Here is a 23,243-nt window from a genome sequence, read left to right on the forward strand (position 1 = left end):
GTGTTGTTAAACTTACCCACTCGTCATCTCTATGATTTGCGAATGATCGATAGACCGAATAACCGATTTACGATTTCAATGTTGGATGTTCCTTGTTGGATGTTCATATTCCCTCATTCTTCAACAATCTCAAACTCTATAACACAAGCCATGCTCCGCTATTTCTGTGCTCTTCTGATTATTACAACTGCCTGTACTTCTGAAACCAAGCCGCCGATTGAGTGGGGCGAGTCGCCATGGCCGGAAATACGGAAGGAGCGGATATCTACCCTGTTACCGCAGGCCATGGAAGCAGCCGGAGTAGATGCCTGGATTGTGATCTGCCGGGAGAATAACAACGACCCCATCGCGGATCACATTGGGGGGGAGAATGCCGGAGGTACGGCGGCCTTTCTATTCTATCGGGATGAAGACGGTTTTCATTCGCGGGTATATTCGCCCGTTGGGGAAGCTACCGCCCTGGATGAACTGGATATTCATGATGAGGTAATTCCGGTAGAGCGGGGCCGGTCCGCTATGGAGCAGGCAGCAGATTTCATCCGTCAGAAGGATTTCGAAACCATTGCGGTAAACTCATCTGCCTCCAACGCCCAGGCTGACGGACTCAGTTTCACTCAGCGGCAGTCACTGGAAAAAGCATTAGGTGCTGAGCTTTCCAGCCGGCTTGTATCATCGGATGAGCTGATTTATGAGTGGCTGTCGGTGAAAACGCCCCGTGAGGTAGAGATCATGACCAAAGCTGCAGAGCTGACAGCCCAATGGCAGCTTGAAGCTTATGAAATCATTGAGCCCGGGGTAACCACCGATGCCGAAGTAGCGGCCTTCATGGATGCAAAAATGGAAGAGTACGGAGTGGGCGAGGCCTGGAATCCCACGCAGAATCCAAATGTGAACTCCGGCGCCGACCGCGGACACTCCCACGCCACTGACAAAGTGATTATGCCCGGCGATGTAATCCAAACCGATTTCGGGATTAAATTGTATGACCGGTGGGTGAGTGACATCCAGCGTTTTGCCTATGTATTAAAAGAAGGAGAAACCGAAGCCCCGGAAGACATTCAGTTTTACTGGGAGTCGGCCAAAGCCGGAAACCGTGCGGCTTTCAACGCTATGAAACCCGGCATGCGCGGGGAAGATGTAGATGCCGCCCAGCGAAAGCTCATGGAAGAAAACGGATCGGAATATGTGATGTGGAGTACTGGTCACCCGGTGGGGTATGTAGCTCACGACACCGGACCCAATTTAGGCGGTTCCCATATCCCGGGGCAGCGCCCCTCAGCCCAGAAGTTCCTTAAGCCCGGGATGGTGTTTGCTTTCGACGGTTTCCACAGCTGGCCGCTCACCGACAGCACCTATAAAACGATTTCGGTAGAGGAAATGGCGGTGATAACCGAAGATGGCGCCGAGTTTTTGATTCCTCCTCAGGAAGAGTGGATTTTGGTGGAGTGAGTTCAAGTTCCAAATTTCAATGACCAGTGATCAGTGATCAGGATCGAGGTTTATGGGTTTTATAAGACCAGTCATTGCGAGGAGGCTGTTGGGTATGATTGGTTTGGGATGTATAACGACGAAGCAATCTCCCTGATTAGGATCAAAGTTCGTTACAGTCCCTTTGCATTAAACCCATTCGCAAATCGCAAATCGGTCCATCGATCATTCGCACATCAAAGAGATTCTTCGTCAACTGCTATGTTCTCGTTCCGAAGGTCCACCTTCGGAACGCCATCCCGGAAGCTCCTGCTTCCCTTCCCTTGATTTGAGCTAAGACTTGGCCTGCAGGAGAATACCTTTCTTCTCTTTTATTTTAAGACCCTACCATAACGCAGAAAATGTGATTTCCCACAAGCCGGAATATTATAGCCTCCTCCGGGGGGTGACCGAACAACAGGATTGGGAACCCTGGCTCATTTTCATGTTAAAGGCCGTGGAAGTAACCGCCGAAAAAACCATGAAGCGGATCGATGACATACGCATCCTGCTGGATGAAATCCTGGAAGAAGCCAAACACAAGCTGCCCGACCGGGTGTATTCCAAGGAGTTGATTGAGTTGCTCTTTGAACAGCCTTATTGCAAAGTTAAATTCCTGGTAGACCGAAACCTGGCCAAGCGACAGACCGCAGCCGACTATTTAAAAGAACTGGAGAGGGCCGGAATTTTGAAGAGCAAACAGGTGGGACGCGAAATGTTATACCTGAATACGCGTCTCTACGAGCTGCTTTCCTCCTGATATGTCGATGATTTCGACACGTTTTGAGGATGTGTCGATGTAGTTGAATTCCCGCATCTTTTAAACCACCGTGCCCGAGCAGGTCGGTTGGCAATCCGCCGGTGGGCGGATTTCTTGATGTGCTTATATTTTAAAAAACTTCCTAAACATTTATCTATTTTAATTTTAGATTATTTACTGTTTGGAATAAACAATTATCAGAATGACTTTTAAAAGGTGGATTAAAAAGATAGGACTTTCAGAAGGATCGGCTAGAAATTATTCAGGAGCCATATTTGGTTCCATTTCAAATTGGGCAAGAGAAGCCGGGTTGATAGATTCAGATTCTTCTTTAATTGAAATTTCTGACCCAACAGAGTTTGAAAAGTTATCAGAAAGAATTCAGCGTCTTTCCATTTTTCAAGAGCGAAATGCTAAGGGCAATAATATGTACAGCAATGCTCTGGATAAATATTCAGAATATTTGAGAGAAGCCTCAAACGAATTGGCACAAGACCTCGAGAACATAATTACGGATATTTCTTATAGTGAGACTGATAAAATAGCTCTTGTCAAATACCGTATCGGACAAGGTGCGTTTAGAGACAACCTTATATCGTATTGGAAGGGGTGTGCTGTGACCGGATATAAAAAACATTCGATGTTGATAGCCTCTCATATTAAACCTTGGAGAGAGTCAAATAACCAAGAAAGACTGGATAAATATAACGGCTTATTGCTTACCCCAAATTTGGATAAGGCTTTCGATACCGGGTTTATTTCATTTGATGGGAAAGGTAAAATTTTAATTTCGGAGTTTTTTGAAAGTCCAAAAATTTTAGGGATTGAGGACGATATGAAGATAAGGTTTGAAAAGTCGCATCAGCCGTATTTGGAGTATCACCGAGATGTGGTGTTTTTCAATCTTTGAGTTGAGGCTCCTTTTCAATTCCCAGAGCAATTATCTATGGAAGTGAAAAAAGAAAAAATTGAATTCTTCCAAGATAAAATTCTTGAGTGGTATGAGGAAAATGGCCGCCATTTCCCATGGAGAAATAAATCTGCTACAAATTATGAAAAGATTATTTCTGAAGTTTTATTGCAAAGAACCAGGGCAGAAACGGTAGCTAATTTTTTTCCCAAATTCATTAAGAAATACCCCTCTTGGAAGAAATTAGGTGAAGCAACAAAAGAAGAATTACAAGAAACGTTAAAACCGACTGGCCTGTACAAACAGCGAGGCACACGACTTTATAAATTAGCTCAAGAAATGAAAGAGAGAAAAGGTCGATTTCCAGTAAAAAGGGATAGGGTTGAAGAAATGCCGATGATGGGACAATACAATGCCAATGCGTACGAGCTTTTCATTTTGAAAAAGCCATCTCCTCTTTTAGATGTAAATATGGCCAGAGTTCTGGAACGTTTTTTTGGTGAAAGAAAGCTGGCTGATATTAGGTATGATCCTTATTTGCAGGAACTCTCCCAAGAAGTGGTTGAAAATCCTCAGTCAAAAGAGATTAATTGGGGTATTCTAGATTTTGGGAGCCTAGTATGTGAAGCAAAATCTCCCCTTTGTGAAAAATGTTTGCTTTCTGAGCAGTGTATCTATTTTGATAAATTATCAAAATAGCATTTTTAAGATGACATGCTTTGACACTGTTAGACGTTAAATTATTACGCACAAATTTTAGTTCCCAATAGGGAGAAAGCCTTTATAATGCTTATTTTAGAAGGTTTTGCTAATTGCTCCTTTCTTTATATTTAAAGTAAAAGCCCAAAGTATGTCATCTAAAAAGGTTTACATAGATTTGTTTGCAGGATGTGGGGGAATGTCGCTTGGCCTTTATAATTCTGGTAAGTGGGAAGGGTTGTTTGCTATTGAAAAAGACCCGATGGCCTTTGAAACTCTTAAGCATAACCTTATTGATAAAGTCGATCATTTTAGGTGGCCTGAATGGTTGAAACGAAGGCATTATAGCATTACAACTATACTGAATAATTATCGAGATGAACTAGAAAGCTTGCAAGGTCAGGTTGACTTAGTTGTAGGAGGACCACCATGCCAAGGCTTTTCTAATGCAGGAAGAAGAAAAGAAGATGACAAGCGAAATGACCTTATAAAGGATTATGTGAGGTTTGTAAAGCTTGTGAGGCCAAAAGTGATCTTTTTCGAAAACGTGAAAGGTTTTACCCAAGAATTCCAAAAAAATAAATCAAAAGGCAAGAAGTACTCCAACTATGTTTTAAAAAGGCTCAATGCACTAGGGTATGATGTAAAAGGCAAGATGATAGATTTCTCTAAGTTTGGAGTGCCTCAAAAAAGAACAAGATTTATTCTTGTTGGAGTGGATAAAAAATTGAATAAAAGTTCTAAGAAATTCTTTAGCCAAATTGAAGCTAATGTAGATAGTTTTTTAGCTTCTAAGGATCTTTCTGTTCCAGTAAAACTTGAGGATGCTATTAGCGATCTTTTGATGGAGCATGGAACTGAACAATCCCCTGATACGAAAAGCTTTCAGGCAGGTGTTTATGATAAACCCAATTCTGACTACCAAAGATTATTAAGAAAAAGCAAACGGCTTAAAGGAAAAGTTGCCGATAGCCATCGCTTTGTTAATCACAGATCAAGTACAGTGGAGCGGTTCAAGGTTATTCTCAGTAAAGCTGAGAAAGGAAAAGATTTGGATGAGGATATCCGAAAACAATATTCAATAAAAAAACATACGATTATTCCTTTAGATAAAGATGATGTAAGCCCTACCCTAACAACTTTACCTGATGATTATATTCATTATTCGGAGCCAAGAGTACTTACTGTTAGAGAGTATGCACGAGTTCAATCCTTTGATGATTGGTATGAAATAAAAGGAAAATACACTACTGGGGGAAAGAGAAGAACAAAAGAAGTTCCTCGATATTCTCAAATTGGAAATGCAATACCACCCCTTTTTGCCGAACAAGCAGCTAATTCTTTAGCCAAATTAATTTAGTCCAAATGGAAGAACTAGAATTTAGGATAAGCTCCGGTTTAAAAGATATAATTGGCAAAGACTTAATTACTGATGATTACATAGCTGTATTTGAGCTTGTGAAAAATTCATTCGATGCCTATGCAACTGAAGTAACTGTACGATTCGAAAACATCGAGGATGGGAATGGAAAAATTACCATTATTGATAATGGTAAAGGGATGAATTATGATGATCTTTTAAATAAATGGCTATTTGTTGCTTATTCTGCAAAAAAAGAGGGGACGGAAGATGAAAACTATGACTATAGAGATAGAATAAGTGACAATAATTTTTTTGCTGGAGCTAAAGGTATAGGTCGTTTTTCTTGTGACAAGCTGGGTTCGGAATTGATGCTTGAGACTACTAAGCAAGAAAAAAATCCTAAAACTGAAGTTTTAATAACCAATTGGGAGAAATTCGAAGAAAATAGTCAAGAAGAATTTATTAATGTCAGTGTTTTACATGAAACGAAGGATCAGAATAGTTTTGGGTTAGATCACGGAACAGTATTAGTAATAGAGAATCTTAGAAGTAACTGGGACAGAGATAAATACCTAAAATTAAAAGACTCACTAGCCAAATTAATAAACCCAAAAGAAGCAAGAGGAGATCAAAAATTTAAAATTACTCTGGAAGTTCCTGAAGAAGAAGAGAGAGATAAGGATTACGATGATTACTATGAAATTGTAAATGGTGAAATTAAAAACTTCATTTTTGAAACATTAGAACTAAAGACCTCAAAAATTCGGTCAAGAATAATAGATGATGGAACAAAAATCGAAACAGAATTATTTGATGGGGGATCACTGATATATCGTATTATAGAGGAAAATAAATTCACTAGATTAGATAATATAGCTTGTAATTTATATTACTTAAATCGTTCTGCTAAATATACTTTCACTTCTAAGATGGGGGTACAGTCAGTAAACTATGGACATGTTTTTCTTTATAAAAATGGCTTTAGAGTATACCCATATGGTGAACCTGGTGAAGATCCTTTTAAGGTTGATGTAAGAAAAGCCCAAGGATATAAGCGCTTTCTAGGAAACAGGGAGCTTATGGGTAGTATTGAGGTTTATAGTGAGAGTGAAGAAATAAAAGAAACCTCTAGCAGAGGCGATGGACTCAAGAAGACAGATACTTATGAAGAGTTAGAAGAATTTTTTTGGTTGAACCTTAGAAGACTTGAAAAATATGTAGTAGAAGTCCAAAAGTGGGGATTAAGTATTGAAGATGAAGAAATTAATGATTTAGATTTTAAATCAAGAGTTACCGATTTAATTGCTAGATTAACTAGCAGTGATGAAATTATTAATTTTCATGTGCCCGACAATTTTTTAGAAATTCTAGAAGTAAGTCAGGAAGGAAGTGCCGAATCTGTTGTTAAGAATCTCAATAAAATTGCCTTTGAATCTGGAGATGAATCCTTAATTGAACAGGCTGAAAAAGCTTCAAGTAAGTTAGAAGAAATACAAGAAGCAAGAAGAGAAGCTGAAAAACAAGCTGACAAAGAAAAGAAAAAGGCTGAAGAGGCAACTAAGAAATTAAGAGATCAAATCTCTGAAAACCTTTTTCTTAAATCAATCAACACTTCCGAATATGAAGAGGTTATAAGTTTACTTCATCATGTTGGTATTTATGCTGGAACAATAGACAATAATTTAAAAGGCATTTCACTAAGAATTCAAAATGATATTGAGTTATCAAGTTCTGAGTTAAAGGATATAATTAGACTAATAAGTTTTGAGACAAAAAAAATACTTAATGTTGTAGCTTTTGCAACAAAGGCTAATTTTAAACTAAAGACAGAAACTATAGAAGTCGATTTGAATAATTATATTCAAGAGTATATAAGTAATATAATTCCAACGGTTACAGATAAGACTCTAAATATAAAAATTGATTCAAAGACCAGCGATCAATTCAAGAAAAAGCTTAAGCCAATTGAACTTAATATTGTAATCGACAATATCGTAAGTAATGCTAAAAAAGCAGATGCCGATAATTTGACTGTGTCCATTGACAAAAAAGAAAGTAATTTAGTTATTAAATTTATTGATGATGGAACAGGGATTGATAAATCAATAATTAATCAAATATATAACCAAGGATTTACTACAACTGACGGATCAGGGATTGGTTTATATCATGTCAAACAGATTATAAATGATATGAAAGGAACAATTTCGGCAACAAATAACCCAGATAGCGGGGCTTGCTTCACACTAACCTTTAAATAGTTAGAAATGAAAATAATAAAACTTTTTTGGATTGATGATATGGCTCCTTGGGCTAAGAGTGCTCAAGACAACCTAATTATTGTAGCTAATAAATATAAAATTAACTTAAAGGTTATCCCAGCTTTAAATGGTGAGGATATGGATATCACATGGAAAGCAGAAAATTATGATTTTGATTGTATCGTTATGGACTATCATATGGAACCGTACAATGGGGATAAATACATTAAGGAAATTAGAGAGGAGGAGCATCTTGAACACATCCCCATCATTTTTTATAGTCAAGATAATTCGACAGATTTGGATGAATTAGTTGAAGGTCTGCCAAATATTATAACTGTCTTTCGTCCAAATTTAGAAGATAAAATTAAAGAAATGTTTTTTTAATTCGGTACGCATTTCAATAATCTCCTATCTCTGGAATAACATTTCTAATCCCACCCTGTGGATTTTCCACATCTCCTTTATATCTCGGAATAACGTCAATTTGTGTATGGAAGACATTTTGTACGGCTGCTTCATCCATATTGAAACCATTTGAATCCAGAAATTTGCTCACAATTATTCCAGACTTGGTGTCTTTAGCCTTAATCTGACTCATATTATAACTGCGCGTTTCCGGTTCATGAACGTCTGCCATAATCAAAAACTCTCCTGAAATTCCTCAAACTTCTCATTGTGATATTCCAAAGCTTGTCCTGAGGGACGAAATGATTCTTCAGGCAGTAGAATGGATTCATTGCTCAGCTCCCAAAGTTCTCCGATTTCATTTTTCTGGTCTTTCAGCCAGCGGGAAAATTGAATTTTAAAATTCGGATTCACAGTAAACATAAAGGTATCAAACATCCAGTGATGTGAACGGCATAGAGAAATGCCGTTTCTTGGATCGTCATTTCTGCTTTTGCTCCAGGGAATGATGTGAGCTCCTTCAACCAGTGTTTTTCCTCCCGGCGTAACAACCCGGTTTCTGCAGAGGGCACAAGTATAGTTATAATTACTTCTTACAATTCTTGAAAATCCCTGTTCTCGGACCTGATATTTACCCGTCCGGTATTTCTGTTTATCGGTTTTATCTCCATGGAACTTTACGAAAGGCTCGGCGGCAATTTCAACCAGTCTTCTCGTGTATTGATATGACTGAACGTTGGCTGAACTAATCTCTAAAACTTCTTTGGCTATCTCATCAGAAAAATAGGTGTGGGCAAGAAAAGAATGCAGCTGATGGTTCGTCTCTGAATTTAGGAATAACTCAAAAAAGCTTGGGTCAATCACGGCATGGGAAACACGTTCCTGAAGTCCGCCAAGCGACGGGGCATTTGAATATTCAGGATAACCCTGATTGTATTCAAGCTTCCAGAAATCCTCACTTTTCATATAAAAGAAAGGCAAAGCGATTGTTGTTGACCGTTCTTCTCCCATAATGGCATTCCAGTACGTGAAAAAGGTTTCAACCAGCTCCTGAGTCAATGTTATCTGATTGCTTGCAATCCATCCCTGTTCTGCTCCATCCAGAATACTAAGCAGTAAAAAAGGTTTATGTGGAGCTCTGCCTTTGGTACGTTCATCCCAGTATTTAGGGTTTTTATCGCTGTTGAGATTTCTAAACAGCTCCAATATGTGAGCAGGGATTTTTTCCATGTGCCCAATGATAGCTTACTGTTTTCAAAAAGGCTAAATCTTATCTGAAAAAATCATCAAGACTTTTGAAAATTTCTATTTAGAAGAAAATTCCAAAACGTATAGACGAAAATATTTTTTCACATAGATGCCTTTTTAAAAGCATCTAAGAGTTTTTGAAAAGAGTATAGATTGAACTGCATGTATCCCATCACCCCCATAAGCAAAGCCTATGACACGGCTGGAACCATTCTCTCCCGAATACTTTTATACCCATCAACTAAATGAATGAAGAATACCAAACGAACCCCGGATTTACCAGATGAAAAAGTTAATACTGCTTGCACCTGTTTTATTTTTAATCACAGCGTGTGGCGATAGCAAATACAGCACCAATGATAAAAATGTAGTGGGGCAGGAGATCAGCTACTCCACCGATGAGATTACCATGAACGGGTATATCAGTCAGGACGAAAACAACTTTGCCAAGCGCCCGGGGGTGCTGGTGGTGCATGAGTGGTGGGGCCACGATGAGCATGCACGCCGGGCAGCGGATGAACTGGCCAAGCTCGGCTATGTAGCCCTTGCCGTGGATATGTACGGAAACGGCAAGCAGGCTTCCCATCCTGATGATGCCATGAAGTTCTCCAACAACGTGATGAGCAATTTCGACACGGCCAAAGCACGGTTTAATGCGGCCCTGGAAACCCTCAAAAACCGGGGTAATGTGGATTCCACTAAAATCGGGGCTATCGGCTATTGTTTTGGAGGAAGTGTGATCCTGGCCATGGCCAACTCCGGCTCCGATCTGGATGGCGTGGCTGCTTTTCATGCCGGTCTCCAACTCCCTGTGATGCCTCAGGACAGCCTCTCCTCCCGCATCCTGATCTTAAATGGCGCCGATGATCCCTTTGTGACGGAAGAGCAGGTGGCCAACCTGACCGGTGCTTATGAAGAACTGGGCGCAGACTATCAATACATCAATTACGACGGCGCCCAACATGCCTACACTAACCCCGCCGCCGATTCCCTCGGCCAGAAGTTTGACCTCCCGCTGGCCTACAACGCCCAGGCCGACAGCCTGAGTTGGGAGGAGATGAAGGGCTTTTTGAATGAGACCTTTTCCGGCGACGAGGCGGAGAAGTAATCAAACATTTACTTAAAGAGTAAGGCCCGTCCGCCAGCCGGGGACGGATAAGATAGTATAACAACGCCCCTGTCATCTTGAACGTAGCGAAGGATCTGCCGGTGGAATATCGAATATTCAACATTCAACATTAAATGTTGAAGTTTTTGTAAAGGCAGGCCAGGGATGACGGGTGATGAGGGTAGGTTGTATTCCTTTACACAAGCGAACGGGTTTCAACCCTTCGCGGTGGTTGATCGTTGGGTAAAGTCTTAAAAACCAAATCGAAATCGGTCGTTCGGTCTATCGATCATTCGCAAATGAGGGGCGTTTTGGGGTCTTTAATTGTGGGGTGTTGTCCTTAGCTGGCAGACCCCTTTCTGTCTTTCCCCTTGGTAAGGGGAAAGGACTCCTTGGTTAGTTGGTGGCCGGGAATGGGAGGTCACGGATCAGCCGGTGGAATATTGAACATTCAACATCGAACATTGAATGGTGAAGTTTTTTTCAAAGGCAGGTCCGGGATGACAGGTGATGAGGGCAGGATGTATTCCTTTACGCAAGCGAATGGGTTTCAACCCTTCGCGGTGGTTGATGGTGGTTATGGTCGTAGAAAACCAAATCGCAAATCGGTCATTCGGTCTATCGATCATTCGCAAATCAGGGGCGTTTTGGGGTCTTTAATTGAAGGGTGTTGTCCTTAGCTGGCGGACCCCTTTCTGTCTTTCCCCTTGGTAAGGGGAAAGGACTCCTTGGTTAGTTGGTGGCCGGGAATAGAAGGTCACGGATATGCCGGTGGAATGTTGAAGTTTTTGTAAAGGCAGGCCAGGGATGACGGGTGATCAGGGCAGGATGTATTCCTTTACACAAGCGAATGGGTTTCAACCCTTGCGGTGGTTGATGGTGGTTATGGTCGTTGAATACCAAATCGCAAATCGGTCGTTCGGTCTATCGATCGTTCGCGAATCAGGGGCGTTTGGGGGCTTTAATTGATGAGCGTTGTCCTTAGCTACCAGACCCCTTTCTGTCTTTCCCCTTGGTAAGGGGAAAGGACTCCTTTAATGGTTGGTTGCCATAAAAAAGAGATCCCGGATCTTCGCTACACTTCGCCTGCCTGCCGGCATAGGCAGGTCTGGGATGGCGCGTGATGAGGGTAGGTTCTATTCCTTTACACAAGCGAATGGGTTTCAACCCTTTGCGGTGGTAGATGCCGGAACAGGTGGTTTCACACAAATAGTAGCACCATGGCGGCGTAGGAGATGACGGCGAGGGTTCCGGCGAGGATGGCCAGGGGGAATTGGGTTTGCACGTGGTCCATCAAATCACAGCCGGTGGCGAGGGAGGAGAGGATGGTGGTGTCCGAAATGGGGGAACACTGGTCTCCGAATACGGATCCGCCGATTACCGCTGAAAAGCATAGGGTGAGGAAAAATACGTCCGGTACCACGGCCCAGGCCAGCGGGATGGCGACCGGAAATACCACCGCATAAGTTCCCCAGGAAGTGCCGGTTGAAAAGGCGATCAGCATGCAGAGAATCATCAACAGTCCGGGCAGAAGGAAGGCCGGGATTACATCGCCGACGGTATCGACCACATAAGCGGCGGTTCCGACGGCATCAGCCACTTCTTTAAGGGTGACGGCCAGGGCCAGGATGATTGCCCCGATGGTGACGCCTTTACATCCGTCAATAAATCCATCAACGACCTCTTGAAGGTTCATGCCTTTGGCTAAAGCGATTCCAAATCCAACCAGTACCGCAAGCACAAAAGCCTCTGCAATTAACAGCACAGAATCTTCGCCCATGTCCAGGAAAAAATAGGTGACAACATAGGGGATGATGGCAACACCAAGCAATGTTCCAATCGGGCCAAAAAAGTCGATGAGTCCGGGGTTGTAGTCTTCGGGAACAGCACTTTTGGTAAGCTCATCGGCAGCCATGGGGGTAGCACCTTCACGATCGAGGCCTTGTCCTGAGCGGGCGCGTTTGATGGCGGCTCTCATTTTCTTTCCGGGTACGAAAGGGAACTTGTCCCACGCAAAAGCAAGGGTGAGCAGGATGGCGAAAATCGCATAAAAGTTATAGGGCAGGGCAGTGAAGAAAAAGGCGATACTCTGCTGAGTCGTTTCCAGAAAAGGGAGGGTTCCGATGATGAGTCCGCCCACGTAAAACGGCCAAACGTTGAATGGAATCAGGGTTGCGGCCGGGGAAGCTGTGGAATCGACCATATACGCCAGCTCTTCGTGCGACACATTGTGTTTGTCGGCAACGGGACGAACCGTAGCTCCAGTCAATACGGTACTGATGGTTCCTCCCTGGTGGAAAATGAGTCCCATCAGCCAGGTGAAGAACTTGGCGGTTTGAGGTCCGCGCACCATTTTCTTGCTGGCCCATACGGCAAATTTCTCCGCACCGCCGGTTCGCGTCCAGATGCCAATTAATCCTCCCAAAGCCCATAAGTAAACGATGATAATCAGGGCAAAACTTTCAGTTCCAACGGAGGGAATCAGGAAATCCTGTACGATATTGAGCTTGCCGGAAATCACACCGCCCAAACAAATCCCGATGAACAGCGAGCTAACCACTTCGCGTGTATAAAATGCCAGAACAATAGCTACCAGCGGCGGCATGATGGACCAAAATCCGTAATGTCCGCTTTGCTCAGGAAAAACCTGGTTCACTCCGGCATACACCCCGGCGATAATCAGCGCGATGAATGCACCAACGCCTATCTTGCGGCGGGTTTTGGGATCTTTCCACTTCTCTTTGGTTCCGGCAAAATCATTACTCATAGGTTGGGCTGTTTGATTAATATCGCAATGGATGGTAGCGAATGAACACTGAACATTCAATAAAGAACATAAGAACATAAGAACATCGAACAAGGAACAAGGAACAAGGAACAAGGAACAAGGAATATTCAACATTGAATGTTGAATGTTGAAGTTTTTGCAAAGGCAGGGCAGGATGTTTTCCTTTACGCGAGCGAATGGGTTTCAACCCTTCGCGGTGGTTGATCGTGGTTATGATCGTTGAAAACCAAATCGCAAATCGGTCATTCGGTCCATCGATCATTCGCAAATCAGAATAACTGTTGCTGTTGTGGTGTAACGGAGGCTTTAATTGTGGGGTGTTGTCCTTAGCCGGCGGACCCTATCTCTGTCTCTTTCCCTCCGGCGAGTGTGTAAAAGATTTTGTACTTGTCTACCGCCGCAGGGAAAGAGGACTCCTTGGTTAGTTGGTTGCTGGGAATAGTAGATCCCGGATTTGCCGGTGGAATATTGAACATTCAACATCGAACATTGAATGTTGAAGTTTTTGCAAAGGCAGGGCAGGATGTATTCCTTTACGCAAGCGAATGGGTTTCAACCCTTTGCGGTGGTTGATGGTGGCTATGATCGTTGAAAACCAAATCGCAAATCGGTCGTTCGGTCCATCGATCATTCGCAAATCAGAATAACTGTTGCTGTTGTAGTGTAGCGGAGACTCTAATTATGGGGTGTTGTCCTTCGCTGGCGGACCCTTTTCTGTCTTTCCCCTTGGTAAGGGGAAAGGACTCCTTTAATGGTTAGTTGCCATAAAAAAAGGCGCACCTGATAATCAGATGCGCCTTAAATTTGTGGTACTAATAAATCACAAAAGCTCTGTGATCATTAGTTGAACAGCTTCTTAATCCAGCCGAAGGCTCCGTCGGATTTGCTTGGGCTTGGACGTTTACCGTTGCTATCTCCTTCTTTTCCACCGGAAAGCCCGTCATAACTTGGACGGGGAAGTCCGTTGGCGGATTTCTTCTCTTTCGGCTTTTTACGTCGCTTGCGGTCGCGGTCGTCGTTTTTGCTTTTCTTATTTTTGTTGCTGCTCTTTTTCTTGGAGCTTTTATCTTTCTTATCCGACTTCTTGCTGCGGCCTTTTTTCTCCTTCACTTCTTCAGGAAGGGGAATTTCAGTGGGGGCATAGCCTACTTTCTTCACAATCTCGTCGATGTCATCTTTATCCATTTTGGATACCAGTGACACCATACGGGCGGCTTTCCCATTTCCGACCAGCTCCGCGCGATATTTATATTCTTCCACTTCGTTAGGCACGTCATAATTGATGACCTGCTTCACTTCATTCAGTTCTATTTCAGTGGCAGAAAGTCCGCCAACCAGCAGAATCTTCATGTCGCCGGAAGTAAACTTCCCGAAGCGTTCGTCATAATACTCCTGCTTCAGTCCTTCGTTGATGCTGACCACACCCCATCCTTTTTTACGGATGATGCGGAACAGTCGGTCGGTAGTGCGCTTGGAAGCAGCAAATACCACGATTTTGTCTGTCAGTGTATCTTCAAGGTGAGCAAGCAGGGTAGAGATTTTCGCTCTTGGAGGAACATAAATGTATGCCTGGGTCAGGTCTTCAGGAACGGTAGGCTCTTTCTCATTATCGGAATCAGCCTTAGCTTCCTGCTCGTCCTCTTTTTCCTCTTCCTCTTTATTTTCTTCCGGGTTGAGCACGACGCTTACACTGGCCTCGGCCAGTTTGCGGTTCACTTCTTCCTGATCCAGCTCAAAATCTTCCGCTTCTTGTTCCTGTTGATCGGATGTCTGCTCTTTAGACTCTTCTTTTGCTTCGGACTTCTGTCCGGAGTCGGAATCAGAGTCAGATGTAGCTTCCTTGACGTTGGATTCATCAAACCCATGAACCACCGGATCTTTCAGGAAAGCAGAGGATAGCTGTTGGGTAGCTTTGTTGTTGGATTCAGAGAAAATAAGCGTTTGTGGCTCACCCTCGGTTAACTGCATGATGTCCTTCACCCGGTTCACCAGGTTATAGTTCTCCATGCCGTGGGCTTCGTCAATAATGACGAGATCCACTTTGGGAAGCTTCAGCTTATTCTTATCCAGTATTTCAATCAGCCGGCCGGGGTTTGCCACCACAACCGGTGCTCCATCTTTAATAGCTTCTTCCTGAGCGGTGCGAATTCCTTTCATGGAAAGCGCTGCACTACTTATTTGAGCATGGTAGCCCATGGCCCAAACTTTTTCGTCTATTTCCTTAACTCGCTCAATAGATGGTGTTAGTATTAAAACTCGTATGCCAGAAACCTCTCCGTTGCTTGTCAGTTTTTGCAATGCAGGTATCAAAAATACACCGTCATCACCAGCTTCATGTTTTACAAGCATATGTCTGCCTTGTAGTGCCGGTGGAATAACTTCAGTTTGGAGAGGTGTGGGTTCTTCAATTCGTACGTCGGCCAGCCCACTCATTAATTCGGGGCTAAGGCCAAATTCTTCAAAAGACAATGGTTACACCTCTTTCAATTTTGGCGTTATAGTTCAATTTTCAAAGATCGTGTCTTTAATCAAAAGACTTCACAATATACAAAAAATGTACATGAAGCTCAGGGATTTTGAACATCGAACAAGGAACATCGAATTTTGAACGTTTTAAGGGTGATTCTTTAGCGATGGTTGTTGATGAAAACGAAATCACAATTCGGTTAATCGGTCGTTTGCAATTCAGGGAGATCCCTCAGTCATTCGCTATGCTCATTTCTTCGGGATGACAGGTGGTAATTATAGGTTACTTACGCTCCGTGCCCGGGGGGCGATGCCGCCTCAGACGGCATATAAAATGCCTATATGTTTGTGTCATGCTACACAATGAAATGATCAATAAAACCATGCACTCGCTCCTGACGCTCTGCGTCGGAGCGAAGGTTGTGGGTGGATAAAATAGTGCTACCTTCACTGCAAGACCCTATCTCTGTCTCTTTCCCTCCTGCGTGCAATTCGTGCATTGGATTTGATTCAACCGCAGCAGGGAAAGAGGACTCCTTGGTTATTGTATGAGTAAGAAAGGGAGATCCCGGATCAGGTCCGGGTTGACAGGTGGTAGAGTGATGCTGGGTTGAGGCAGGTTGTAATCAATTATCCAAGCGAATGGGTTTTAACCCTTCGCGATGGTTGGTCGTGGTTACTACAGAATACCATTTCGCAAATCGGTTAATCGGTCCATCGATCATTCGCAATTCAGGGAGCTTCTTCCGCGATTGTCTTCTGCTCTGTAAAAGTATTCGAAAAAAGATCAGCATAACCTATTCTAACACCGCTTTGTTTAAGATAAAGAACGGTCAACCCTAAAATCAGAAGGATGCCCAGCACTCCTATAAGTCCGGCTTCGGGGCCAAAGGAGGCTCCGGTCCACCAATCAGGGCCGCTTTGCTGAATTTGTATCAGTGAGTTACGCACTTCCATTCCGCTTACCCGAAAGCCAAATATCCCGCCCTGGAAAAAATTCCATGAAAAGTGAATACCGATGGACAATCCCAATCGTCCTGTTATAATAAAAGGCACAGCCAGCATCACCCCGGCCAAAACGATGTTAACAACGGCCGTGATGTTGGCGTTGGGGTTCCCGGCATGACCAAGCCCAAAAATACCCGAACTGATAATGACAGCGATTATAGCGGCTTTTTGAGGGGTGATATTGCCAAAAGTGAATCCTTCAGTGATGTTGGGCAGCAAATACCCTCGTGCCATGACTTCTTCATAAAATCCTACTGATGCCATTTGCACAAAAAATATCAAAAGCGGGATAAGCCAAAAAGTTTCTCCACTGCGGTTCCAGCTAAAGCTGGTGATTTCAAGTCCGCCGGTTTGCCACAGGGTAAGAAATATAAGTCCCATTGCCACCGCAGCAATAACAATCCCGGCTGCACATTCCATAAACCAGGTTCTATCTAAGTTTAATCCCGAGAAGCTCCAGGGCCGCCCATCCACATAGCGGAACATGATGTAAAACAGCCCAAGGGTAAGTATGGATCTTCCAATGTAATCCAGAGCTGTATAGGGGATCAGGGATGGAATTACCATCATAAAAACAAACAAGAAGATAAACAGGAGTACCCGAAATAAAGATCGAAGCCGGTTTTCTTCCGAATTAAAAAATGGATTTTGCATGGGTAATGATTGATATAGTGTTTTGGAGGAAGGTAATAAAAATAAGGTGGGAATTGACGGGGGAATAAACGCAGAGGGAATCGCAAAGGACGCGGAGGGAGTCGCAAAGTTCGCAGAGTTGACTATTTCACTAATTAATAGTTACATCTGGAGTGATTGAGAATGAATTGTCAAATATCATAATAGGAACGTCTATAGAAATTCATAAAGAACTTGGGCCGGGGTTGCTTGAGTCTATTTATGAAGAGGTACTATTCTTTGAGCTTGTTCAGAAGGGATTGCATGTTCAAAGACAACTCCCGGTACCACTGCAATACAAGGATAAGCGTTTCGATACGGCATTCAGATTAGATTTGCTGGTGAATAATAAGGTGGTTGTCGAGTTAAAAGCAGTAGAAAGCATAGCGCCAGTACATTACGCCCAACTGCTTTCATATTTAAGGTTATCGAATAAAAAGTTAGGCCTGCTGATTAATTTCAACGTTAAACTTTTAAAAGACGGAATTCACAGAGTTGTAAATAACTTATAATACTCAGCGATCTTTGCGTTAACATAGCGAACTCTGCGATTAAATAAGATATCATGAAGAGATACGTATTAGAAGCCGATAAATTTATCATTGAGGAAGCATTTGGTGGGCAGACCGATGCTGAAAGCCTCTTCAATCCAAATTATAACGTCATCCCCGGTAATACGATGCCTATTGTTGTGAAGGACGGGGATAACAGGGCGGTGGTTAGTTCGGTATGGGGACTGAAGCAGGAAGAGGCTGATGATGACTTTTTTGAAATAGGGCAGGAAGAATTTGCTGTAAATGAAAACCTGAAGCAGCTAGCTAAAACCTCCCCCTGCATCATTCCGGTATCCGGGTTTTATAAGTGGAAGGAAACCGTGGACGACCCGCTGCCTTTCTACCTGCGGGTGCTTACAACAGAGGTAACCGGTTTTGCAGGAATCTACACTTCCTTTGAGCAGGAAGACGGCCGACTTATCCACTCATTTGCAGTAATCACCATGCCGGCGAACGCCTTGGTTGAACCGTTGGATGACCGTATGCCCGTTATACTTGAAGAAAAAGATTACGGACGCTGGTTGAATGGAAATGCTCCTGAAATGTTAGAAAATGGGTTCTCAGGAAATCACCTGCTGCCGGATATGTCCGTTTTTCGAGTTCCTGAGTTAGTGAATGACCCTTCCAACAACTCCAAAGAGCTGGTGCAGCCAATCCCAAAACTCCGCAACTACGACGGGCCGGAAGACGACTGAAGAATTAAAAATGTTAAATTCAAAATGAAAAATGAGTTCAGGCTATTCTCAATTTTTCATTTTGAATTTTTAATTCCCTGAAGAAGTTGTGCCGGGTTTGCCTTCGGTGGGGTTGTCGTAGTAGCGGATGGTTGGGTAGGCAAAATCGATGTCGTCGTGCTCATCAAAGCGGTCGAGAATGGATTCCCAGATTGCCTGTGAAACGCCCCTTCTTCGTCTTGGATCCGATAAATACCGTATGGAAAGGTTGATGCCGCTGTCTTTAACACTGGTGTACACAATGGGCGTGAGGTACCGATACTGAATGAGGTAGGATTTTTCAGCTTTTTTGACTTCCTCCCGGGCCTGTTCCACAAATTCATGCATATTCTCCTCAACCACTTCTTCCAGGATTTTCTTGGCTTTTTTCCAGTCGCTTTCAAAGGTGACGAGTACGCCCATCTCATTCCAGATAAACTCAAAGTCGCTGGTATAGTTGGCGAGGTCTTCGGTAAATACTTTGTGATTGGGAATATGAATGACCCGTCCCGTGCTTTGGTCGGCATCCACCCAGTTTCCTATTTCCAGAATAGTGAATTTAAACACCCGAATATCAATGACATCCCCTTTGGAATTCCCTACCTGAATGCGGTCGCCGATATCAAAAGGCTTTCGCCATATTAAAAACATCCAGGCTGCGATGTCGGTTACCGGATCTTTAAGGGCAATGGCGATACCTGCAGAAAGCAGCCCCAGAAAAGTCCCCAGGGAGCCCAGCGCCAGAAACCAGATTTGCCCGATAATAAGCACGCCGATAAAAAAAGCGATGTAGGTAATGTTCTTCCGCCATTTATAGATGGCTTTCTTGTCTTCTACATTTCGCTGGAGAACACGGACGGCAATAATACGGATAACCCAGAGGATGAGGATGATGGCAACGGTTTCCACAAGTTGTACCGCTATACTGGGTGAGCTTGCAATGAAATCGGCGATTTGATCTGTGAAGTCTTGCATCCGTGTTATTTAATTAATTTTGATGTCCCAATGCTTGGGATAGTATGTAAAAATGGATATCTTTGCACCCTTCTCAAAAAGTTAAGAATCTAATTACATGCTTTATAATATTATTGTAGGAGTTATTGCTGTTATTTGCTTCCTGTTAATCGTGGTTGTTTTACTGCAACCGGGACAGGGACAAGGAATTTCCGGAATGGGTGGCGGAGGCGGCCTCGGTGGAGGCGGTGGTCTCGGAGCCCGAAGAACAGCTGACTTACTGTCGAAATCAACATCGGTACTTGCAGCCCTTTTTCTGGCACTTTGTGTGCTCGCTAACTTCGCGATTGATCGCGGGGAAGTAGAACGGAGTATTTTACAGGAAGGCGGAGGTGTAAATGCACCTATTGAATCTCCTTCTCAATCAGCTCCGGCTATTCCTCAGCAACAGCAGCAGGATAATAGCCAGGACAATTCCGAAGACAACGGCGACAACTAACAGCCGGTTACTTCAAGAAATTTAAAGCCTCGTTCTTAGTTGAGCGAGGCTTTTTTTTTATTGGCACGATTACAGGGCGTGATCGCTTTCCTCCCCTCAAAAAAAGTCTTGCTTTGTGTGGCAGATTTGATCCTTTTTTCTATTTTATTTCGCATTGTAAAACAGAGGCAGCTCTTAAATTTGAAAATAAACGGAGATAGATAATGAGACGGGTTTTAGGAATAGCGTGTGTGGTATCAACAATGATAATTACAGGTTGTATGATGCCGGGGGCAGAAATGCTAAACAAAGTGCCCATCAATTCAGTGAGTGTGGAAGTACTGGATCAGGAAGGTAATCCTATTCAGGGAGCACAAGTAGAAGCTTCAAATGGCCGGAAAACCACCACAGGTGCAGACGGTACCGCAAAAATCAGGTTCGGTTCGTTGGGTATTCACAATATTGCAGTATATGCCGACAATTATATGCCGAATAATATGATTGTGACCATGCCTGCTGATAACAAGAAAACGGTTACCGCCCGGCTGACCGGAGAGGTGCAAATGGCATCCCTGAATTTCGGGATTAACATGAACGTGAATATGTACCCGATGATGTTTAACTACTTGTTTACAGGATACGGGTATGAGCTGGAGGTAGAAGATTACCCGGAAGGCGGTTGGACTCAGTGGCAGATTTCGGATGGTGAAGGTGAAATTGGCACCATCATGAAGAAGGGTTTCCTGAAAGAACTGGATAATGGCCAACAGTGGTGGCAAATTGTGATGTTTGAGGAAGATGAGGACGAACCGGTTTACATAGCGGAAGTACTGTTTTCGGAAGAAAGACAGCAAATTGTACGTTTGCGTGAGAAAATGGGAGACTCCGAACCCCAGGAGAAGCCGGTGTCGGAAGGCTGGTATTCGCAGCCTCAAAAGCTGACGCAGGAATCTATTGAGGGAGCCGTTGCAGCAAAAGGAGTTTCAGTTCAGGTACCCAAAGGCACCTTTACGGCCGACCTTATTGATTTTGGCGTAGCTCCGGAGATTTCCCTGAAATTGTGGAGAGTGACTTCAGAATCCGTGCCGGGAGGTGTGGTTAAATCTTCAACCATGGAAGGTGAAGAAGTGATTTCCTCACTGGAATTAATTGACTACGGAACCAACGCCGAAAGTATGCTGAATAGCTTCTGAAAAACTTGTTTGAGATAGTTTGGTGAATCAGTCCTGTGTTAGCGCACAGGACTTTTTTTATTCAGCTTTTTTTAACACAAAACTGTTCCGAATGACCGGTTAATTTTCTTTATTAGGCTAAAGGTGCCAATTTAATTCAAGCAATGATGTTTGAATGCTAAAGGAGAGCGGTATGAAAGTCACTATACAAGCTACGGTTGATGCGGATATTCGCAAGGTGTGGGACTGCTGGACCTTACCGGAACACATCATAAACTGGAATTTTGCTTCTGATGACTGGCACTGTCCAAGCGCTGAGAACGACTTGCGCCCCGGCGGTACGTATAACGCCAGGATGGAAGCTAAAGATGGTACCATTGGCTTTGACTTTGAAGGAGTTTATGATGAAGTGATCGACCAAAAGAAAATCAGCTATACGCTTGGAGATGGCCGAAAAGTAGTCACCGACTTTGACCAGGAAGAAGGCAAAACGAAAATAACGACGGTTTTTGAGGCTGAAACCGAACTTCCTGTTGATATGCAAAAGGAGGGCTGGCAATCTATTCTGAATAACTTTAAAAAATATACCGAGGCCGGATAGCTTCAGAGTTAAAAATTAAAGTCCAGTTCGATCTGCCATTCCCCGGATTCCTGTTTTTCCCACAAAATCACATATAACCCGCCATTTCCTCTGCGTTCAGCACCGGTAAAATACCGGCCAATTTCGAGCACGTTGCTTTCAGAGATTCTCCAAAGCCGTTCCTTTTCAAGATCTACCTGGTAATTCGGATTTTCCATGTAGGAATATCGCTCGGCAATTTCCTGGCGTCCTTCTGATTTTCGCCCGTTCCCAAAATAGGTAGCGTCTTCGGTATAGCTGACTTTGATGTGAGCTTCCGGATTGTGTTGGTTAGCAAGTTCGACCCATTTCTTACGTTCCTGGTCAAATAACCGGTCTGATACAGAGCTAATCTGAGTAGTTTCACTTTCTAAAGTCAGGATAACATCAGTTTCCTTTAGCCAGCTTCCCTCCACTTCGCGCCAGCCGGTTAGCAGCATTAAAGAATCCGCTGAGGTGAAGAGCTTGCCAACGGTTATATATCTGAATGTATCATGTTGAAAGCTTTGAATAGGAGAATATCCCTGAAGGTTATGAATCTCTTCCTTTTTGAAGACTTGCATTATGCTTTCAGCATCACCGGTTTTTATTTTTGAATAGATAAGGCTCCGGTCATCCCAATAAAAGCCGGATGTTGAGTCACCCATTTTGATCGCATCTACCCATTCTTGCTGAAGAGATTGAAGGTCGGGCTGGGCTTTCGCAGTTATTCCTGCCAATAAAAACAATAGAAACAGAAAGAGTGCTTTTTTCATCACGGAGTAGGTTAATTATACTATCTGATTAGTATAGTCACCCGTTTTTTAAATACCAAATGACTTCAAACTGGCAGAAACTCTCAATTTCGGTTATTTACAATGATCCTGAAGCAGCGCATCAGCAGATTCACTTCCCAGCTGTTTTGCCGTGGTGAAATTAGAACAGGCGCTGACATTTTCATTAAGCTGAAGGAAGGTTTTGCCCCGGTTGATGAATACTTCGGTATTGCCGGAATCCAATCTTGTTGAAAAATTATAATCAGAAATGGCTTCGTTGTAATTGCCCAAACTGTCGTTGGCCTGTGCCCGCATATAAAATGATTGGGACAGAGTAGAATCGAGCCCGATAGCATAAGAAAGCGTATTGATGGCTCCCTGAAAATCTCCGCTTTCAAACTTGGCCTTGCCCAAAAAGAAGAAACCTCCGGGATTGGCAGGTGCCATGGTTACCAGCTTCTCATAATCACGGATAGCTCCTTTGTAGTCATAAGAATATAACTTGGCTTCTCCTCTAAGCGCATATCCGTATGGATTGTTGGGGTCGGCTTCAATGGCATTATCCAGCAATGGAATAGCGTCTTTAAAGTTCTGCACATAATAGGCTGCACTGTCTTCGGGAAAACTGCGGGTCATGGTCAGGCTTAACCCAATGTAGGCTTTGTTGTAATCATACCCATATTCCAAAGCGTTTGTAAAAGCCGTTTCGGCTTCCTGAAACTTATCCTTATCCAAAAGCTTATAGCCCTGACGTAAATAATTAACCCGGTCTTTTTCTTTAGCACAACCGAAAGTTACGGTAAGCGCCAGCAGCAGTATGACTAATCTCATTGATCTATT

At 43.3% G+C, this 23,243-nt stretch carries 23 protein-coding genes and 1 riboswitch; of the genes, 14 read left to right on the plus strand and 9 right to left on the minus strand.

The features are described 5' to 3' along the window. The first annotated feature begins 150 nt into the window (after nucleotides 1-150). The 7 genes from NM125_RS08580 to NM125_RS08610 all read left to right on the plus strand — a co-directional run bounded on the left by NM125_RS08580 (nucleotide 151) and on the right by NM125_RS08610 (nucleotide 7,847). On the plus strand, nucleotides 151-1,449 hold the full coding sequence (locus NM125_RS08580; RefSeq protein WP_255134492.1) for a M24 family metallopeptidase: 1,299 nt from the start codon (nucleotides 151-153) through the stop codon (nucleotides 1,447-1,449). A gap of 382 nt (nucleotides 1,450-1,831) precedes the next feature. Further along, nucleotides 1,832-2,227 carry a Fic family protein gene (locus tag NM125_RS08585; RefSeq protein ID WP_255134493.1) on the plus strand — a complete coding sequence of 132 codons (396 nt, stop codon included), beginning with the start codon at nucleotides 1,832-1,834 and terminating at the stop codon, nucleotides 2,225-2,227. A gap of 29 nt (nucleotides 2,228-2,256) precedes the next feature. Next, a riboswitch (SAM-I-IV-variant riboswitch) is annotated at nucleotides 2,257-2,353 on the minus strand. Nucleotides 2,354-2,429: 76 nt separating this feature from the next. Further along, nucleotides 2,430-3,137: an HNH endonuclease gene (locus NM125_RS08590; RefSeq protein ID WP_255134494.1), complete on the plus strand. Its 708-nt coding sequence runs from the start codon at nucleotides 2,430-2,432 to the stop codon at nucleotides 3,135-3,137. Nucleotides 3,138-3,173: 36 nt separating this feature from the next. Next, entirely contained in the window at nucleotides 3,174-3,836 is a 663-nt protein-coding gene (locus NM125_RS08595; RefSeq protein WP_255134495.1) for an HhH-GPD family protein, read from the plus strand. Nucleotides 3,837-3,987: 151 nt separating this feature from the next. Then, nucleotides 3,988-5,196, plus strand: a complete 1,209-nt coding sequence (locus tag NM125_RS08600) for a DNA cytosine methyltransferase (RefSeq protein WP_255134496.1) — start codon at nucleotides 3,988-3,990, stop codon at nucleotides 5,194-5,196. 5 nt (nucleotides 5,197-5,201) lie between these two features. Continuing rightward, a complete protein-coding gene (locus NM125_RS08605) occupies nucleotides 5,202-7,460 on the plus strand; it encodes a sensor histidine kinase (protein ID WP_255134497.1) in 2,259 nt (752 codons plus the stop codon). Between the two features lie 6 nt (nucleotides 7,461-7,466). Beyond that, nucleotides 7,467-7,847, plus strand: a complete 381-nt coding sequence (locus NM125_RS08610) for a PleD family two-component system response regulator (protein ID WP_255134498.1) — start codon at nucleotides 7,467-7,469, stop codon at nucleotides 7,845-7,847. Between the two features lie 13 nt (nucleotides 7,848-7,860). On the opposite strand, the gene NM125_RS08615 is transcribed toward NM125_RS08610, so the two are convergent. Together NM125_RS08615 and NM125_RS08620 are read right to left on the minus strand one after the other, a co-directional pair. Continuing rightward, nucleotides 7,861-8,100, minus strand: a complete 240-nt coding sequence (locus NM125_RS08615; RefSeq protein WP_255134499.1) for a hypothetical protein — start codon at nucleotides 8,098-8,100, stop codon at nucleotides 7,861-7,863. Nucleotides 8,101-8,102: 2 nt separating this feature from the next. Further along, nucleotides 8,103-9,098 (minus strand): HNH endonuclease, encoded by a 996-nt coding sequence (locus NM125_RS08620; protein WP_255134500.1) that lies wholly within the window; start codon nucleotides 9,096-9,098, stop codon nucleotides 8,103-8,105. A gap of 301 nt (nucleotides 9,099-9,399) precedes the next feature. On the opposite strand from NM125_RS08620, the gene NM125_RS08625 reads away from it, so the two are divergent. Beyond that, nucleotides 9,400-10,224 carry a dienelactone hydrolase family protein gene (locus NM125_RS08625; RefSeq protein WP_255134501.1) on the plus strand — a complete coding sequence of 275 codons (825 nt, stop codon included), beginning with the start codon at nucleotides 9,400-9,402 and terminating at the stop codon, nucleotides 10,222-10,224. A gap of 428 nt (nucleotides 10,225-10,652) precedes the next feature. On the opposite strand, the gene NM125_RS08630 is transcribed toward NM125_RS08625, so the two are convergent. Both NM125_RS08630 and NM125_RS08635 read right to left on the minus strand, forming a co-directional pair. Beyond that, complete coding sequence (locus NM125_RS08630) at nucleotides 10,653-10,853, minus strand: hypothetical protein (RefSeq protein WP_255134502.1); 201 nt, start codon at nucleotides 10,851-10,853, stop codon at nucleotides 10,653-10,655. A gap of 572 nt (nucleotides 10,854-11,425) precedes the next feature. Continuing rightward, entirely contained in the window at nucleotides 11,426-12,991 is a 1,566-nt protein-coding gene (locus tag NM125_RS08635) for a Na+/H+ antiporter NhaC family protein (RefSeq protein ID WP_255134503.1), read from the minus strand. A 408-nt stretch (nucleotides 12,992-13,399) separates the two neighbouring features. On the opposite strand from NM125_RS08635, the gene NM125_RS08640 reads away from it, so the two are divergent. After that, the gene (locus tag NM125_RS08640; RefSeq protein ID WP_255134504.1) at nucleotides 13,400-13,585 is read left to right on the plus strand and encodes a hypothetical protein; all 186 of its coding nucleotides are present in this window, start codon (nucleotides 13,400-13,402) and stop codon (nucleotides 13,583-13,585) included. A gap of 267 nt (nucleotides 13,586-13,852) precedes the next feature. Here NM125_RS08640 and NM125_RS08645 read toward each other — a convergent pair whose 3' ends face one another. Both NM125_RS08645 and NM125_RS08650 read right to left on the minus strand, forming a co-directional pair. Further along, on the minus strand, nucleotides 13,853-15,481 hold the full coding sequence (locus NM125_RS08645) for a DEAD/DEAH box helicase (RefSeq protein ID WP_255134505.1): 1,629 nt from the start codon (nucleotides 15,479-15,481) through the stop codon (nucleotides 13,853-13,855). Nucleotides 15,482-16,210: 729 nt separating this feature from the next. Continuing rightward, complete coding sequence (locus NM125_RS08650) at nucleotides 16,211-17,140, minus strand: CPBP family intramembrane glutamic endopeptidase (protein WP_255134506.1); 930 nt, start codon at nucleotides 17,138-17,140, stop codon at nucleotides 16,211-16,213. A 152-nt stretch (nucleotides 17,141-17,292) separates the two neighbouring features. Between NM125_RS08650 and NM125_RS08655 the strand changes: the two genes are divergently transcribed. Continuing rightward, complete coding sequence (locus NM125_RS08655; RefSeq protein ID WP_255134507.1) at nucleotides 17,293-17,670, plus strand: GxxExxY protein; 378 nt, start codon at nucleotides 17,293-17,295, stop codon at nucleotides 17,668-17,670. A 53-nt stretch (nucleotides 17,671-17,723) separates the two neighbouring features. Then, nucleotides 17,724-18,407, plus strand: coding sequence for an SOS response-associated peptidase (locus tag NM125_RS08660; RefSeq protein ID WP_255134508.1), 684 nt, complete (start codon nucleotides 17,724-17,726; stop codon nucleotides 18,405-18,407). Between the two features lie 69 nt (nucleotides 18,408-18,476). Here NM125_RS08660 and NM125_RS08665 read toward each other — a convergent pair whose 3' ends face one another. Continuing rightward, complete coding sequence (locus tag NM125_RS08665) at nucleotides 18,477-19,400, minus strand: mechanosensitive ion channel family protein (protein WP_255134509.1); 924 nt, start codon at nucleotides 19,398-19,400, stop codon at nucleotides 18,477-18,479. A gap of 97 nt (nucleotides 19,401-19,497) precedes the next feature. On the opposite strand from NM125_RS08665, the gene secG reads away from it, so the two are divergent. The 3 genes from secG to NM125_RS08680 all read left to right on the plus strand — a co-directional run bounded on the left by secG (nucleotide 19,498) and on the right by NM125_RS08680 (nucleotide 21,630). After that, a complete protein-coding gene (gene secG / locus NM125_RS08670; protein ID WP_255134510.1) occupies nucleotides 19,498-19,878 on the plus strand; it encodes a preprotein translocase subunit SecG in 381 nt (126 codons plus the stop codon). Nucleotides 19,879-20,120: 242 nt separating this feature from the next. After that, complete coding sequence (locus tag NM125_RS08675; RefSeq protein ID WP_255134511.1) at nucleotides 20,121-21,050, plus strand: carboxypeptidase-like regulatory domain-containing protein; 930 nt, start codon at nucleotides 20,121-20,123, stop codon at nucleotides 21,048-21,050. Between the two features lie 172 nt (nucleotides 21,051-21,222). Continuing rightward, nucleotides 21,223-21,630, plus strand: coding sequence for an SRPBCC family protein (locus NM125_RS08680; protein WP_255134512.1), 408 nt, complete (start codon nucleotides 21,223-21,225; stop codon nucleotides 21,628-21,630). Nucleotides 21,631-21,638: 8 nt separating this feature from the next. Here NM125_RS08680 and NM125_RS08685 read toward each other — a convergent pair whose 3' ends face one another. Together NM125_RS08685 and NM125_RS08690 are read right to left on the minus strand one after the other, a co-directional pair. Then, nucleotides 21,639-22,403: a YybH family protein gene (locus NM125_RS08685; RefSeq protein ID WP_255134513.1), complete on the minus strand. Its 765-nt coding sequence runs from the start codon at nucleotides 22,401-22,403 to the stop codon at nucleotides 21,639-21,641. 93 nt (nucleotides 22,404-22,496) lie between these two features. Further along, nucleotides 22,497-23,234 carry a tetratricopeptide repeat protein gene (locus NM125_RS08690; RefSeq protein ID WP_255134514.1) on the minus strand — a complete coding sequence of 246 codons (738 nt, stop codon included), beginning with the start codon at nucleotides 23,232-23,234 and terminating at the stop codon, nucleotides 22,497-22,499. Nucleotides 23,235-23,243 lie beyond the last annotated feature (9 nt).

Source organism: Gracilimonas sediminicola (assembly GCF_024320785.1).
Taxonomy (GTDB): Bacteria; Bacteroidota; Rhodothermia; order Balneolales; family Balneolaceae; genus Gracilimonas; species Gracilimonas sediminicola.

Excerpts from the sequence above, each read along its gene's own strand:
- NM125_RS08580 (WP_255134492.1), top strand. The coding sequence starts at position 151 with ATGCTCCGCTATTTCTGTGCTCTTCTGATTATTACAACTGCCTGTACT.
- NM125_RS08590 (WP_255134494.1), top strand. The coding sequence starts at position 2,430 with ATGACTTTTAAAAGGTGGATTAAAAAGATAGGACTTTCAGAAGGATCG.
- NM125_RS08595 (WP_255134495.1), top strand. The coding sequence starts at position 3,174 with ATGGAAGTGAAAAAAGAAAAAATTGAATTCTTCCAAGATAAAATTCTT.
- NM125_RS08600 (WP_255134496.1), top strand. The coding sequence starts at position 3,988 with ATGTCATCTAAAAAGGTTTACATAGATTTGTTTGCAGGATGTGGGGGA.
- NM125_RS08605 (WP_255134497.1), top strand. The coding sequence starts at position 5,202 with ATGGAAGAACTAGAATTTAGGATAAGCTCCGGTTTAAAAGATATAATT.
- NM125_RS08610 (WP_255134498.1), top strand. The coding sequence starts at position 7,467 with ATGAAAATAATAAAACTTTTTTGGATTGATGATATGGCTCCTTGGGCT.
- NM125_RS08615 (WP_255134499.1), bottom strand. The coding sequence starts at position 8,100 with ATGGCAGACGTTCATGAACCGGAAACGCGCAGTTATAATATGAGTCAG.
- NM125_RS08620 (WP_255134500.1), bottom strand. The coding sequence starts at position 9,098 with ATGGAAAAAATCCCTGCTCACATATTGGAGCTGTTTAGAAATCTCAAC.
- NM125_RS08625 (WP_255134501.1), top strand. The coding sequence starts at position 9,400 with ATGAAAAAGTTAATACTGCTTGCACCTGTTTTATTTTTAATCACAGCG.
- NM125_RS08630 (WP_255134502.1), bottom strand. The coding sequence starts at position 10,853 with ATGATCGATAGACCGAATGACCGATTTGCGATTTGGTTTTCTACGACC.
- NM125_RS08635 (WP_255134503.1), bottom strand. The coding sequence starts at position 12,991 with ATGAGTAATGATTTTGCCGGAACCAAAGAGAAGTGGAAAGATCCCAAA.
- NM125_RS08650 (WP_255134506.1), bottom strand. The coding sequence starts at position 17,140 with ATGCAAAATCCATTTTTTAATTCGGAAGAAAACCGGCTTCGATCTTTA.
- NM125_RS08660 (WP_255134508.1), top strand. The coding sequence starts at position 17,724 with ATGAAGAGATACGTATTAGAAGCCGATAAATTTATCATTGAGGAAGCA.
- NM125_RS08665 (WP_255134509.1), bottom strand. The coding sequence starts at position 19,400 with ATGCAAGACTTCACAGATCAAATCGCCGATTTCATTGCAAGCTCACCC.
- secG (WP_255134510.1), top strand. The coding sequence starts at position 19,498 with ATGCTTTATAATATTATTGTAGGAGTTATTGCTGTTATTTGCTTCCTG.
- NM125_RS08675 (WP_255134511.1), top strand. The coding sequence starts at position 20,121 with ATGATAATTACAGGTTGTATGATGCCGGGGGCAGAAATGCTAAACAAA.
- NM125_RS08680 (WP_255134512.1), top strand. The coding sequence starts at position 21,223 with ATGAAAGTCACTATACAAGCTACGGTTGATGCGGATATTCGCAAGGTG.
- NM125_RS08685 (WP_255134513.1), bottom strand. The coding sequence starts at position 22,403 with ATGAAAAAAGCACTCTTTCTGTTTCTATTGTTTTTATTGGCAGGAATA.
- NM125_RS08690 (WP_255134514.1), bottom strand. The coding sequence starts at position 23,234 with ATGAGATTAGTCATACTGCTGCTGGCGCTTACCGTAACTTTCGGTTGT.